Below are 14,574 nucleotides of genomic sequence, written 5' to 3'. Positions count from 1 at the left end.
AGATCGCTTCCGCAGGCGCTGAACCTGCGGGACATTTCCGTTTAGCCTGTCGGCCATGACGACGACGCGGTCACGGCTGATCCCCATGCGCCCGAGGGACCCGCACGAGCCTGGTCGCACGGCGTCCTCGCTCGAACTGTTCTTCGACCTGGTGTTCGTGGTCGCGGTGAGTGTCGCCGCGTCCCAGTTGCACCACGCGCTGTCGGACAAGCACATCGTCGACGGCCTGGGGTCGTACGCGATGGTGTTCTTCGCGATCTGGTGGGCGTGGATGAACTTCACCTGGTTCGCCACCTCGTTCGCCACCGACGACTGGCTGTACCGGCTGCTGACGATCCTGCAGATGAGCGGTGTACTCGTGCTCGCCGCAGGTATCGAGCAGGTCTTCGCCGACCGTGACTTCAAAGTGGTGGTGTTCGGCTACGTCGTGATGCGGGTCGCGATGATCGCGCAGTGGCTGCGGGCGTCCCACCGGACCGGGGAGAGCCGGCAGGCGACCCTGCGGTACGCCGGTGGGATCGCCGTCGTGCAGGTGCTCTGGCTGACCACACTGGTGATGTCCGGGCCGGTGGTGGTGGTCGCCTGGTGCATCTTCGTGCTCGCCGAGCTCGCGGTACCGGTGGTGGCGGAGCGGCGCTGGACGACGCCCTGGCACCCGCACCACATCACCGAGCGGTACGGCCTGTTCACGCTGATCCTGCTCGGCGAGAGCCTGCTCGCGTCCGCCAACGCGATCATCGAGGCCGTCCACGACCACGAGTCGCTCGGCCCGCTGATCGCGCTCTCGGTGCTCACGCTCGTGGTCACCGCGGCAATGTGGTGGATCTACTTCTGGCCGCCGCATCACACCGCGATCAGGTCGTTCACGAGCTCCTTGCGGTACGGCTACACGCACTACTTCGTGTTCGCCGCAGCCGGTGCGTTCTCGGCCGGAATCGAGGTCGAGATCGACAGCATCACGCACCACACCGAGCTGAGCGACATCGCCGCGTCCTACACGGTGACGATCCCGATCGCGATCTTCGTCCTCAGCATCTGGTGGATCGCGATCCGCGACAACGCCGATCGGACCGTCAACGTCGTCGTACCGCTGGGTGCCGTGCTCGTCCTGCTGGATCCGCTGATCCCCGTCCCGTTCGCCCTCACCGCGGTGTTCATGGCGCTGATCGTGGCGACCCTCGTCGTCCACCCGCCGGTGCAGCGGTCAGATGGGGTTGCGGAGCTCCGCTAGAGCGGTCGCCACGCGGCCGTGAGCGGCCTCCAGAGCGGCCCGGGCCTCCCCGACGGGTGATCCGGTGAGGAGATGGACCAAGGCGGGCTTGAGCTCGCCGTCGGCCTCGGCCAGGGCGGTCTCGCAGGCGGCCTCGTCGGCGCCGGTCGCCTCGGCGAGGATGCGGAGCATCCGGCCGCGGAGCTTGTTGTTGGTCGCGACCAGGTCGACCATCAGGTTGGACCAGGTGCGGCCGAGCTTGATCATCAGCGTCGTGGAGAACGCGTTCAGGATCATCTTCTGCGCGGTGCCGGCCTTCAGCCGGGTCGAGCCCGCGATCACCTCGGGGCCGGTGTCCGCCGCGATCACCACGTCGGCCAGCGGCGCCAGCGGGGCGTCCGGGTTCGACGTGACCAGCACGGTGGTCGCCCCGGCCGCCCGGGCGGCCTTCAAGGCGCCGGCGACGTACGGCGTGCTTCCGGAAGCGGCGAGGCCGACGACGAGGTCCTGGCCGGTGACAGCGGCCGCGTCCAGCGCGCCGCCCTCCTCGGAGTCCTCGACGTTCTCGACCGCGCGCAGCAGCGCCTCCATCCCGCCGGCATGGTGGGCGACCACCAGACCGTCCGGCACATGGAACGTGGGCAGCAGCTCGGCGGCGTCCAGGACCGCCAGGCGTCCCGACGTTCCGGCGCCGAAGTAGTGCACCCGGCCACCGCCGCGGACCGCCTCGACGGCGGCGTCCACGGCCTTGGTCAGCTCCGGGATCACTGCGCTGACGGCGCCCGCGACGCGGGCGTCCTCGTTGTTCAGCATCTGGAGGATCTCGGACGTGCCCACCGCATCGATGGCGAGCGTCCTCGGGTTGCGCTGCTCGGTCGGTGAGGTCACGGGATTGATGTTAGTTTTCTACTGAAGGATTTTCAATTCCGTTCATCTTTGACAAAAGGGTTGACGTCACTCGGAACCTTTGAGCCGGTGCCCGCGGACCGCGCTGGCGGTCTCCTCGAGCGCCTTCCGGGCGTCCGGCAGCACCTGCTGAGCGACCCCGATGAACAGGCAGTCGATCACTGTCAGTTGCGCGATCCGGCTCGCCATCGCTCCCGAGCGGTACGTCGTCTCGCGGGCGGCCGTGGTCAGGACGAGATCCGCCGTCCGGGCCAGCGGCGAGCGCGGGAAGTTCGTCACCGCGACCGTGGTGGCGCCGTGCTTGGCCGCCTCCTCGAGCGCCTCGACGACCTCGACCGTGGTGCCGGTGTGCGAGATGCCGATCGCGACGTCGCCCTCACCGAGCAGCGCGGCGCTGGTCAGCGCGATGTGCACGTCGGACCAGGCGAACGCCACGCGGCGGATCCGGTGCAGCTTCTGCTGCAGGTCGAGGGCCACGAACGCGCTCGCGGCGAAACCGTACAGATCGACCCGCGGCGCCTTCACGACGGCATCGACCACCTTGGCCAGGGCGTTCACGTCGACCTGCTGCGCGGTCTCGCGGACCGCCCGCTCGTCGGCGAACGCGACCTTGCTGACAACGTCGGCCAGCGAGTCACCGGGCTCGATGTCGCCGCCCACCTCCGGGCGGATGCTCTCCTGCGCAGACTGGGCCGCCAGTTGCAGGCGGAGCTGCGGGTAGCCGGGGACGCCGATCTGCTTGCAGAACCGGATGACCGTGGTCTCCGAGGTGGAGGCCACCTCGGCCAGTTCGGAGATCGTCATCGCGGCCACTCCGCCCGGGTCGGCGAGGACCGCGTTCGCCACCCGCTGCTCGGCCGGCGCCAGCGCGGGCATCACCGCGCGGACCCGGACCAGCAGCGGCCCCGTGGGTTCTGGAGAGGTTGTTGAATTCATGACAGCCACGGTACGGCGACTATGCACGAAGTGGGGTCACCGACGCGAAAGTCTCCAACCTGTTGCGGTAAATGATTCAGGCGTTCGTTCGCCGTCGAGAAGAACACCAGTCCCGCTCGTGATCTTCACACCGTCGACGTAGACACCGCGGCCCTGGTACAGCGGGTCGGTCGTGTACCGCCAGCGGATCGTCTGATCGCCCGCACCCAGCTCAGCGGTGACCTGATGCCAATGCCGGTCGCCGGAGCCGCTGATGGAGCCGTCGGTGTCGGTCACCGAGCCGCGGTCCCGCACCGAGAACGGAACTTTCGTCCAGGTCGTCCCATCGGCGGAAGTCTCCAGATACAGCAGATCCGTGTCCTCGGTGTCGACGAACAGGTCGAAGGCCAGCTTGGCTCCGCCCGCCGGTACGGCGACCTTGGTGGACAGCGTCGTGGTCGCGTTGTCCGTCGTACCGGAGAACCAGGCGTCCTTGCCGTGGCGCGGGCCGACGCCGAGCGCCAGCGCGAGCGCCTGGGTGACGGCCCGCCGGGCCGGGTTGTTGCTGCCCCAGTCGCGGCTCGGGTGGACCCGGTTCGTCAGCAGGATCGCGAACGACCGGGAGTCGAAGTCGATCACGATCGAGGTGCCGGTGTACCCGGTGTGGCCGGCCGTCCGTGGGCCGGACAGACCGCCCATGTACCAACGCTGGTTGAGCTCGAAGCCGAGGCCGTGGTCGTTGCCCGGGAAGGCCTGGTTGAAGTTCGTGATCATCGCGGTGACCGAGGATTCCTTGAGGATCCGGGCGCCGCGGTAGCTGCCGCCGTTCAGGAAGGTCTGCGCCAGTACGGCGAGGTCGTCCGCAGTACTGAAAACGCCCGCGTGGCCGGCGACGCCGCCCAGCGACCAGGCGTTCTCGTCGTGCACCTCGCCCCAGACCATGCCGCGCGGCGGCGAGGTCTGGTACTCCGTGGCGGCGATCCGCGGCTTCTTCTTCGGGTCCGGGTTGTAGCCGGTGTCGCGCATCCGCAGCGGCTTGGTGATGCCGTCGGCGACCAGCTTGTCGAGCGTCTTGCCGGTCACCCGGTGCGCGACCTCGCCGAGCGAGATCAGGTTCAGGTCGCTGTAGAGGTAGGTGCTGCCGGGCGGGTTCTGCAGCTTCGCGGTCAGCGCCATGTGCAGGCGGGAGGCCGGGTCCGGCTGCGAGCTCCACAGCGGCAGCCAGGACGGGAATCCGCTGGTGTGCGTAAGCGCCATGCGGACGGTCACGGCCTCCTTGCCGTTCTCCGCGAACTCCGGGACGTACGTCGCGATCGGCGCGTCCAGGTCGACCTTGCCCTTCTCGACCAGCTGCATCACCACGATCGACGTGAACAGCTTGGACACCGACGCCAGGTCGAAGATCGTGTCGGTCCGCATCGGGATCTGCTGGTCCGGCGGCAACTCGGTCCCGGCGCCGTCGGCGTACTTCAGCGCCATCCCCGTGGCCGTCCGGGTGACGACCTTCCCGTCGTGGCCGAGCAGCGTGACCGCGCCGGCGTACAACGGCTTCGTCGTCCCGCTCGGTTGCGTCCAGCCGGCCACCTGGGTCAGGGCCGCGTCGATCGGCGCCGGGTCCAGGCCCGCGGCCGCAGGGGTCGAGTCGCGCAGCAGCGTGGACTTCGGCGCGTATCCGTCGTACGGGTGGTCGAACCGGCCCGAATTGTTGCCGCCAGCAACCGCAGGCGTTCCCATCGTCAGCATCACCGCCGAAGCTATCGTGAGCGCAGCGAGCCGTTTCATCGGTGCGCGCCCTTGTACAGAAGGTACTTCGCCCGGCGGGCCGTCCAGGCGTCGGTCTCGGACTTCCAGGCTGCCACGATCTCCTCGGCGGTCGCATCCGCCAAAAGCATGGTCCGGAACCGGTCCGATCCGGTGAGCAGATCGATCCACCGGCCGGGTGGGGTCTCCTCCCGCCAGGTGAATTCCGGGTAGAGCTTACGGGCCTCGACGATCATGTGCGTCGCCGCGGTGATCGCCTCGATCCGGTGCGGGTCGGTGATCTGCACCTGGACGCCGCCGCAGAGCACGTTCGCGTTCTTGCTGATCGTCGGCGTGAAGTACGCCTCCCGGAACGCCACGCCCGGGATGTTCTTGGTCTGCAGCGCCTCGGCCCACTTGTAGTCGACGTACGGCGCGCCGATCAGCTCGAACGGTCGCGTCGTACCGCGGCCCTCGGACATGTTGGTCGCTTCGAACAGGCACAGGCCCGGGTACACCAGCGCGGTGTCCGGGGTCGGCATGTTCGGGCTGGGCATCACCCAGGTCAGCCCGGTGTCGTCGTACAGCTGGTCGCGCTTCCAGTTCGACGCCTGGATGACCTGGAGCTCCTTGAGCCGGCCGCCGTTCGGCTCGAGCGGGAGGTACTCCGCGTTGAACATGCGGGCCAGCTCGCCGACGGTCATGCCGTGCTGCTGGACGATCTCCTTCTTGCCGACGCCGGAGGTGTAGCCGGGCTTGAGCATCGGACCGCGGGCGTAGCCGCCGACCGGGTTGGGCCGGTCGAGGACGACGAACTTCGCGCCGGTGCGGACCGCGGCCAGCATCGCCTCGAACATCGTCCAGATGTAGGTGTAGAAGCGGGCGCCGACGTCCTGGATGTCGAAGACGACGGTCTCGACGCCGGCCTTGGTGTAGAGACCGGCCAGCTTGTCCGCGTTCGCGCCGTAGGCGTCGTACACCATGATCCCGGTGCGCGGGTCGATGTGGTCGCCCTCCGACCCGCCGGCCTGCGCGCTGCCGCGGAAGCCGTGCTCGGGGCCGAACACGGCGGCGATGTTCACCTTCCCGGAGGCGTGCATCGTGTCGACGATGTGCTGGAAGTCCGGCAGGATCCCGGTCGGGTTGCTGATCACGCCGACCTTCTGCCCGGCCAGCGCCCGCCAGCCGTCCTTGGCCAGCACCTCGGCGCCGGTCATCACCTTGCGACCCGACGCGGGCTGTGCGGCCCCGCCGGCCTGGGCGGCCGGTACGTCGATCAGCGGGGCGGCGGCCAGCGCACCGGCGCCGGCGAGCAAACTACGTCGCTTCATGGACATCTCCTCAGGGACGGAACGTGAGGTCGGCGATCATCGGACGGTGATCGCTGGCGGCCTGAGCCACTGGTACTTCGGCGGGCACCTCGGCGTGGCGCACTGTCAGACCGGTGCCCACCGTGACGAAGTCGATCCGCTTGTTGGCGGCCACCGCCGGGTAGGTGTACGGGCCGCCGGTCGTCGAGCCGGCCGCGGCCCACGAGTCGGTGAGCCGGGTCCACAGCCCGGCCAGCTCCGGCGCGTCGGCCTCCGCGTTGAGGTCACCGACGAGGACCTGCAGATCCTTCTTGCGGTCCTGGGCCAGGATCCGGAGAGTGTCTGCCACCTGCATCTGCCGGACCGACGGGTCAGCTCGATAGTCGAGGTGCGTGCAGTAGACGTGCAGCCGACGCCCGCGCACGTCGACCTCCGCCTCGAGGAAGCCGGGCGCGGGAGCGGGGACCGGGTTCGGGTCTTGCGTGGACAGCCGCGTGATCGAGTGGTTCTCGGTCCGGATGAGCGGGAAGCGCGAGAGCAGCCCGACGCCGTACTGACGCCTCGGCTGACCGGCGGCCGGCGGGTCGAGGTCGTAGATCGGCGCGAACGCCGAGTGCATGCCGAGCTTGGTCGCGAGCTCCGACAGAGTGTCCAGCCATTGGCTACGGACGTCCCAGTGGACGTCGACCTCCTGTAGCCCGATCACGTCGGCATCGAGCGCCTTCAGGGCCTGCGCGGTGCGGTCCAGGTCGAAGACGTTGTCCTCGCCGGCGCCCGCGTGGATGTTGTACGAGGCAACGGTCAGGCGGGTCCGCCTGGGGTCGAAGGTCAGCCCATGACCGAACGGATGCATGGCCTTGGCCGGATCTGCCTTGGTCGGGATGTCCACCGGGAGCTTCCCCGTCGGGGCGATCTCGCCGTACAGGACCTTGGCCAGCGCTTCCATCGACGGAGCCGTGCTGCCGTACGTGACGAGCGTCGTCGGCGCCGGGTCGAAGTACGCGACGTCGTACGGGTCACGCACCGGAACCACGATCACCGGCCGGCCTGTCGCGAGCAGCGCGTTGACCAGTTTCTGCTGTTTGGCCTGCTTGTCGGTGACCTCGGTGTCCCACGCCTTGTTGGTCAGCACCACCGTGAGATCCGCGACGGCGGCCACCGCGTCGGCGATCTTCGCGTCGGTCGGCGTCGTGCCGGTGTCCTTCACAACCGCGGTGGCGCCGCGCGCCTGGAGCGCGGCCGCGAGGTTCGTGGGGCTGTAGCCGGTGACCAGGATGGTTCGCGGCGCGGGGGAGAGCGGCAGCAGGGCGGCGTCGTCGCGGAGGAGCGTCGTACTGCGGTCCGCGATGCGCTGCGCCTCCGCGTAGTTGGCCGGCGTACCGACGATCTTCGCGACGCGGGCCAGGTCGACGTACGGGTGGTCGACCAGACCGGTGCCGCGCTTCAGGGTCAGGATGCGTCCGACGCTCTCGTCGATCCGCGACTCGCTGATCCGGCCGCTGCGGACCGCGTCGAGCACCGAGTTGTACGCGAGGCCGGGGTCGACGGGCATCAGCAGCTGGTCGACGCCGGCCTCGATCGCCCGGAGCGGGATCTCGGCGTCGCCGTACTTGTCCCGGACGCCCTGCATCCCCAGCGAGTCGGTGATCACCACGCCGTCGAAGCGGAGCTGCTCGCGCAGGATCCCGGTCAGGATCGGCCGGCTCAACGTCGCCGGGTCGCCGGACGGGTCGAGCGCGGGCACGACGATGTGCGCGGTCATGATCGACTGGATGCCGGCCCGGATCGCGGCCTGGAACGGCGGCAGGTCGATCCGGGTCCACTCGTCGAGGGTGTGGCCGATCACCGGGATGCCGGTGTGGCTGTCGGTCGCGGTGTCGCCGTGGCCGGGGAAGTGCTTCGCGGTCGAGACGACCCCGCCGTCGCGCTGGTAGCCCTTCACCTGGGCGGCGACGAGCTCGGCGACCAGGGCCGGGTCGGACGAGACCGAGCGGACACCGATGACCGGGTTCAGCGGGTTCACGTTGACGTCGGCGTCCGGCGCGAAATCGGTGGTGATGCCGAGCGCCTTGAGCTCGCGGCCGGCGATCGCCCCGGCCGAGCGCGCGTACGCCGCCGAGCGGGTCGCGCCGAGCGCCATCCCGCCGGGGAACTGGGTCGCGGGCGGTCCGACCCGGACCACCGAGCCGTACTCCTGGTCGGTGCCGATCTGCAGCGGGATGCCGGTGTTGGTGAGCGACGCCTCCTGCAGACCGTTCGACAGGCGGGCGATCTGCTGCGGGTCCTTCGTCGAGTCGGTCCAGGTGAAGTAGATGACGCCGCCGAGGTTGAACTTGGCGACCACCTCGGCCGGCGTGGCCACGCCGTACAGGCTGGTGTTGCGGGCGTCGGCGGTGTCGGCGGCGGGCCCGTAGGCGTAGCAGACGAAGAGCTGGCCGACTTTCTGCTCGAGCGTCATCCGGCGCAGGGTGTCGCGGACCCAGCGGTCCGGGGTGGCGTCAGCGGTCGTGGTAGCGGCAACCGTCGTCCCCGCGACGGCTGCCGCCGCGAGTCCGAGGGTCTGTCGGCGGGTCAGTTCCATGGGCGTCACCAAATCGGTCCGGCGGGCAGGGGCGAACGTCACGGTAATTGAATTACAGATACTCCCCCGCGACGCGAAAGTTACCCACGCGCGCACGGTGGGTCAAGAGTCGGTGACGGTCAGCGTAGAGAGGTGTCGTGACGTACGACGATCTCGGTCAGCCCGACGGGCGCTACGACGGCGAGCACGGCGCCCCTCCACGGCACGTATGTGACGAGAAGCTCCGGGTCGGATTCCACGACGCCACCACCGAGCGGCATTGCGCGCCGTAGCCCGGACTGCCTCAACCCGAGCCCGCGGGCCTTTCCGACTGCTTCTTTTGCCGTCCACAGCTCAAGGAACGCGACCAGTCCATCGGGCTGCTGTTTCGTCCACGCCAGCTCCTCCGAGCTGAACCGGCGCTGGGCCAACCGCTGCACGTCCCGCGGGTAAACCTCCTCGAGATCCACGCCGACCGGACCGTCGTCCGACGCTGCGACGACGACCAGGTGATGGCTGTGGCTGATGCTCACCGCCAGCCCCGGCACGTGTGGTCGCCCGGTCTCGTCGTGGTGGAGGACGGGCTTGTCGACCAACGTGCCCGCCAGATCGAGCAGCAGCCTGTGAGCCGCCGCACGCGGCTCGGCGCCAGCGGGCGCGACCCAGACATGTACAGAACCGCCCACTGGTCGAAGGTATCCCGACCGGCAGACGTCGCCTCAGGAACCTTTGTCGACAAACTGACACACCTCCTGTAATTGGTCCTCTCGACCGCCTGGAAACTGGATCTGTGGCTCGTACCGGTATCGCACTAACTTCGAGATATGACCGCCGCGTGTGAGATCCCCACAGTCCAGGTAGCCAGTCACGGACGCTTGCTGAACAGCCAGTTCGTGCGGTTGCTGGCGATGGTGTTCGGGTCGGGGTTGAGCATGTATCTGCTGACCTCGGTCGTGCCGCTCTACCTGGCCGCCAACGGCTCCGGTGGGATGGGCGCCGGGCTGTCGACCGCCGCGATGATGTTCTCCGCGGTAGGGGTCGAGTTGCTGGTGCCTCGGATGCTGGCTCGCTGGGGCTATCAGGTCGTCCTCGGGCTCGGTCTCGTGCTGCTCGGCGCACCCTCGCTGGTCCTGCTCGCCTCCGCGGCGCTGCCGGTCGTGCTCGGCGTCTGCATCGTGCGCGGCGCCGGCCTGGCGATCCTGGTCGTCGGCGCGGTCGTGCTGGTCGCCGAACTCACCCCGTCCACCCGCCGCGGTGAAGCCCTCGGTGTGTACGGCGTGGCTGTCGGCGTACCCGCGGTCATCGGCCTCCCGCTCGGCGTGTACCTGACCAACGTGATCGGCTTCGGCGCACTGTTCGTCCTGGCTGCGGTCGCCTCGCTCGCCGGCCTCCTCGCCTTGGTCGGTCTGCCGGGTAAGGCGAGCACCGAGGAGCAGCACGTGAAGGTGCTGGGCGGCGTACGGCCCAGCGGGCTTCTGACCCCTACTCTGATCTTCGCCGCAGTGACTGTTGCTGCGGGCATCAGCGTCACCTTCCTGCCGCTGGCCGTTGCCGGTGACAAACATTCCCTTGTCGCCACAGCCCTTCTGCTGCAGGCGATCGGAGCGCCGATCGCCCGCTGGCTGGCAGGTCGCTACGCCGACCGCGTGGGTCCTGCCAAGCTCCTGGCGCCCGCGCTCGTCCTCGCCGCCGCGGGTGCTGGTTCGCTCGTCTTCCTGCCCAGCGCCGTCGCGATCCTGGTCGGCTCGACCTGCTTCGGCATCGGCTTCGGCGCCGCGCAGAACCTCACCCTGACCCTGATGTACAACCGCGTGGATCGCTCCCGCTACGGCCAGGTCAGCGCGCTGTGGAACCTGGCGTACGACGGCGGCTGGGGTGCCGGCGCGATGATCTTCGGCGCGGTGGTCGGCGGGGTCGGTTTCCAGGTCGCCTTCGCGCTGACAGCGGCGGTCGTCGCGGCAGCCGTCGTGCCTGCGATCAGAGCTTGCGCAGTCTGACCCAGCGGACGGCGTGGTCGGGGCCCTTGCGGAGGACCAGAGTTGCGCGGGAGCGCGTCGGGAGGATGTTCTCGCGCAGGTTCGGGCCGTTGATGCCGTCCCACAGCGACTCGGCCTTCTTGATCGCTTCCTCGCGGCTCAGCTCGCCGTAGCGGACGAAGTACGACTCGGGGTTGCGGAACGCCGTCTCCCACAGCTTGAGGAAGCGCGCCACGTACCACGAGCGGACGTCGTCGGCCGCGGCGTCGACGTACACCGAGAAGTCGAAGAAGTCGCTGACCGCGAGGCCGCTCTTGCCGTCCGCGTGCCGCGGCGCCGGCTGCAGGACGTTCAGGCCCTCGAGCAGCAGGATGTCCGGCTGCTCGACCGTCGTCCGTACGCCGGGCATCCGGTCGTAGTGGAGGTGCGAGTAGACCGGCGCCTCGACCGCGTCGATGCCCGACTTCACCTCGACCACGAACCGGAGCAGGGCCTTGCGGTCGTACGACTCCGGGAAACCCTTGCGCTGCATCAGGTTCCGGCGCTCGAGCTCGGCGTTCGGCCAGAGGAATCCGTCGGTGGTGACGAGCGCGACCCGTGGGTGCTCCGGCCAGCGGGCGAGCAGTTCGCGCAGCAGACGGGCGGTCGTGGACTTGCCGACGGCAACCGACCCGCCGATGCCGATCACGAACGGGGTGCGGGTCGCGGCCGGCTGGCCGAGGAAGCTCTCGGTATCGGCGTGCAGCGCGCGGGCGTGCCGGACGTACAGCGACAGGATCCGCGACAGCGGCAGGTACACCTCGCGGACCTCGTCCATGTCGATCTCGTCGCCGAGACCGCGCAGCCGCTCCACCTCGTCCGCCGTCAGCGGTGAGACCGTGGTCTCGGCCAGTTGCGCCCAGGTGGCCCGGTCGAGCTCGGTATAGGGAGTCACCTCCCGCGACGGCTGCAGCATGTGGCCCATTCTTCCCACCGGCGGGGATCGCACCCACATCGGGCCGACGTGGCCTTCGTCTCAACTGAGCCACGACGCCGAAACTTTCGGTGACCGCCTGGTGTGTAAGGATCACCATCCGATGACCGTTGATCCCGCCTGGCTCGGTTTCCAGCGGCTGCCCGAGGTGACGGTGCATGCCTCCGGGGCGCTCGCTCAGACGATCCGTGCCGAACTCCGGCAGACCCGGCGCGTGCGCACGGACGTACAAGTTGCCGTGTGCATCCTGACCCGGGTCCGGGAAACCCCGTTGTGGCGTGAGGTCGAGGCGGCGGTGCCCGAGCACGGCCTCGGCCTCGAAGGGTTCGTGGTGGTTCGACGCGGCAACGATCTCGTCGTCGCGGCCGAGGGCGGCCACGGACTGCTCTACGGCTACTTCTACCTGCTCCGGTACTTCGAGTGGATGAGCGGCGACTTCACCGTCGTCGAGCAGCCGGCGGTCCCGATCCGGATGCTGGACCACGGTGACCAACTGACCGGCGTGGTCGAGCGCGGGTACTCAGGTCGATCGATATTCTTCCGCGACGGCCGGGTGCTGCCCGACCTCACCAGGGTCCGTGCGTACGCGCGCCTGCTGGCCTCGATCGGGATCAACGCCGTCGCGCTCGCCAACGCCGACCTGCCCGAGGTGGCCCGGCTGGCGGCGGTGTTCCGCGAGTACGGGATCGCGGTCAGCCTCGCGGTCGAGTTCGCCGACGATCCGTCCGACGAGCGGGTCGCCCGCTGGTGGTCCGCCACGATCAGCCGCGTGTACGACGCCGTACCCGATTGCGGCGGCCTCGTCGTGCGCGCGGGCCGGGATGCCGAGGGTGCCAACCTGCTCGCGCGGGCGGTCGCGCCGTACGGCGGGACGGTGTTCTGGCGGTGTTCCGGCGACGAGCAGAACCACGACTGGCGTGATCGCGGTGCGGATCGCGCGCGGGCGGCGTACGACCAGCTGATCCCGCTCGACGGGCGGTTCGAGGAGAACGTCGTACTGCAGGTCAAGCACGGACCGACGGACTTCCAGGTCCGCGAGGCGATGTCGCCGGTGCTCGGCGAGTTGCAGGAGACGACGTTCGCTCTCGAGCTGCAAGTTACGCAGGAGTACTCCGGTCAGCAGCAGGACCTGTGCTATCTCGGGCCCTGGTGGCGGGAGATCCTGCAGTTCGACACCACCGGCGGCGGCGGTACGACGGTTGCCGACCGCATCGGCGCGATCGTTGCCATGTCCAACGTTGGCGACGACGACAATTGGACCGGACACAAGCTTGCCCAGAGCAATCTCTACGCCTTCGGCCGGCTGGCGTGGGAGCCGGCCGCGGATCCGGTCAGCCTGCTGCACGAATGGGCCGCGGCGACGTTCGCGATGGACGACCGGACCCGCAGCGAGCTGGTCACGATCATGGCCGGCTCGTGGCGGACGTACGAGCGGTACACAGCGCCGCTGGGTGTCGGATTCATGGTGACGCCGCGGACGCACTATGGGCCGAGCGTCAACGGGTACGAGTACTCGGCGCGCGGGACGTACCACTTCGCGGACCGGTACGGCGTCGGCGTGGACCGGACCGTGAAGACCGGGTCCGGATTCACCGGGCAGTACCCGGAGCCGCTCGCCGGCCGGTACGAGGACGTCAGCACCTGTCCGGACGAGCTGCTGCTGTTCTTCCACCATGTGCCCTATGACCATGTGCTGCACAGCGGCAGCACGGTGTTGCAGCACATCTACGACACGCACTTCCAGGGGTACGCCGAGGTGCAGGCGATGGTCGCGCGCTGGCGGGTGATCGCTGAGCGGTTCGAGCCGGTGGTGCGCGAGAACCTCACGGCCCGGTTCGAGGCGCAACTGGCGAACGCGCGGGAGTGGCGCGATCAGGTCAACACGTTCTTCTACCGGCTCAGCGGCATACCGGATGCCCAAGGCCGCACAATCCACAGGTAGGCTGGCTCGAAAGTTTCGAACCGGGAGGCGTGGTGAGCGAGCGGCCGACCATTGCGAAAATTGCGGAACAGGCCGGGGTGTCGGTGCCGACCGTCTCCAAGGTGCTGAACGGTCGCGCCGATGTGGCAGAGGCGACCCGGGCCCGGATCGAGAGCCTGATCCAGGAGTACGGGTACCGGCGGCGGAGCCCGGGTACGGCGGCCAGCCCGATGATCGACCTGGTGTTCAACCAGCTCGGCGGCGAGTGGGCGATGGAGCTGATCCGCGGCGTCGAGGAGGTCGCCCGGGCCGAGGGCGTGGAGCTGGTGCTGTCCGAATGCGGCGGAGCGCTGCGCCCCCGGCAGGAGTGGATCGAGTCGGTGCTGAACCGGCGGCCGCTGGGCGTGATCATGGTGTTCTCGGACCTCGACACGGATCAGCGCGCGCAGCTGGAGGCGCGGCGGATCCCGTTCGTGGTGGTCGATCCGGTCGGCGACGTGGGTGACGACGTACCGTCGATCGGCTCGGCGAACTGGAACGGCGGGCGGATGGCGACGACCCATCTACGCACGCTCGGCCACACCCGGATCGCGATGATCGGCGGGCCGGTCGAGACGCTCTGCTCGCGGCAGCGCGTGGACGGCTACACCGATGCGCTGCGCTCCACCGGCATCGAGGTGGATCCGGACCTGATCCGGTACGGCGACTTCGAGGTCGGCGGCGCGCATCGCGAGGCGCTCGCGCTGCTGAGCCGGCCGGACCGCCCCACCGCGATCTTCGCCGGCAGCGACATGCAGGCCCTCGGCGTCTACCAGGCGGCCCGCGAGCTGGGCCTGGACATTCCCCACGACCTGTCCGTCGTCGGCTATGACGACCTGCCCGTCGCCCAGTGGGTCACCCCAGCGCTCACGACCGTCCACCAACCCCTCCACCAGATGGCCGAGCTCGCTGCCCGCGTGGTCCTGGACCTCTCCCGCGGCCGCACCCCGACCGCCCTCCGCCTGGACCTGGCCGTGGACATGAGAGTCCGCCACTCCACCGCGCAACCCCACACCTGACGCCC

At 69.2% G+C, this 14,574-nt stretch carries 11 protein-coding genes; 4 read left to right on the top strand and 7 right to left on the bottom strand.

Annotated elements, in window-relative coordinates; genetic code table 11:
• Nucleotides 1-55 precede the first annotated feature (55 nt).
• Nucleotides 56-1,231 carry a low temperature requirement protein A gene (locus ACIA58_RS01025; RefSeq protein ID WP_396401561.1) on the top strand — a complete coding sequence of 392 codons (1,176 nt, stop codon included), beginning with the start codon at nt 56-58 and terminating at the stop codon, nt 1,229-1,231.
• On the opposite strand, the gene murQ is transcribed toward ACIA58_RS01025, so the two are convergent.
• The 6 genes from murQ to ACIA58_RS00995 all read right to left on the bottom strand — a co-directional run bounded on the left by murQ (nt 1,205) and on the right by ACIA58_RS00995 (nt 9,327).
• Nucleotides 1,205-2,098: an N-acetylmuramic acid 6-phosphate etherase gene (murQ, locus tag ACIA58_RS01020; protein ID WP_396401559.1), complete on the bottom strand. Its 894-nt coding sequence runs from the start codon at nt 2,096-2,098 to the stop codon at nt 1,205-1,207. The two genes, ACIA58_RS01025 and murQ, sit on opposite strands and share 27 nt — an antisense overlap.
• 66 nt (nt 2,099-2,164) lie before the next feature.
• Nucleotides 2,165-3,052, bottom strand: coding sequence for a MurR/RpiR family transcriptional regulator (locus tag ACIA58_RS01015; RefSeq protein WP_396401558.1), 888 nt, complete (start codon nt 3,050-3,052; stop codon nt 2,165-2,167).
• A gap of 36 nt (nt 3,053-3,088) precedes the next feature.
• Nucleotides 3,089-4,774, bottom strand: coding sequence for a serine hydrolase (locus ACIA58_RS01010; RefSeq protein ID WP_396401557.1), 1,686 nt, complete (start codon nt 4,772-4,774; stop codon nt 3,089-3,091).
• Between the two features lie 35 nt (nt 4,775-4,809).
• Nucleotides 4,810-6,102: an exo-beta-N-acetylmuramidase NamZ domain-containing protein gene (locus ACIA58_RS01005; protein ID WP_396401556.1), complete on the bottom strand. Its 1,293-nt coding sequence runs from the start codon at nt 6,100-6,102 to the stop codon at nt 4,810-4,812.
• 10 nt (nt 6,103-6,112) lie between these two features.
• A complete protein-coding gene (locus ACIA58_RS01000; protein WP_396401555.1) occupies nt 6,113-8,662 on the bottom strand; it encodes a glycoside hydrolase family 3 N-terminal domain-containing protein in 2,550 nt (849 codons plus the stop codon).
• A gap of 119 nt (nt 8,663-8,781) precedes the next feature.
• Nucleotides 8,782-9,327 carry a 4'-phosphopantetheinyl transferase family protein gene (locus ACIA58_RS00995; protein WP_396401554.1) on the bottom strand — a complete coding sequence of 182 codons (546 nt, stop codon included), beginning with the start codon at nt 9,325-9,327 and terminating at the stop codon, nt 8,782-8,784.
• A gap of 138 nt (nt 9,328-9,465) precedes the next feature.
• Between ACIA58_RS00995 and ACIA58_RS00990 the strand changes: the two genes are divergently transcribed.
• A complete protein-coding gene (locus ACIA58_RS00990) occupies nt 9,466-10,638 on the top strand; it encodes an MFS transporter (RefSeq protein WP_396401553.1) in 1,173 nt (390 codons plus the stop codon).
• Here ACIA58_RS00990 and coaA read toward each other — a convergent pair.
• A complete protein-coding gene (gene coaA / locus ACIA58_RS00985; protein ID WP_396401552.1) occupies nt 10,619-11,572 on the bottom strand; it encodes a type I pantothenate kinase in 954 nt (317 codons plus the stop codon). The genes ACIA58_RS00990 and coaA overlap by 20 nt on opposite strands.
• A 121-nt stretch (nt 11,573-11,693) precedes the next feature.
• Here coaA and ACIA58_RS00980 point away from each other — a divergent pair, with 121 nt between their 5' ends.
• Entirely contained in the window at nt 11,694-13,532 is a 1,839-nt protein-coding gene (locus tag ACIA58_RS00980; RefSeq protein ID WP_396401551.1) for an alpha-glucuronidase, read from the top strand.
• A gap of 32 nt (nt 13,533-13,564) precedes the next feature.
• Nucleotides 13,565-14,569: a LacI family DNA-binding transcriptional regulator gene (locus ACIA58_RS00975; protein ID WP_396401550.1), complete on the top strand. Its 1,005-nt coding sequence runs from the start codon at nt 13,565-13,567 to the stop codon at nt 14,567-14,569.
• The last annotated feature ends 5 nt before the right edge of the window (nt 14,570-14,574 follow it).

The organism is Kribbella sp. NPDC051586, from assembly GCF_044453965.1.
GTDB lineage: Bacteria > Actinomycetota > Actinomycetes > Propionibacteriales > Kribbellaceae > Kribbella.
Note: the sequence above shows the minus strand (reverse complement) of the source record. Positions and strands in the feature narration are given on the sequence as shown.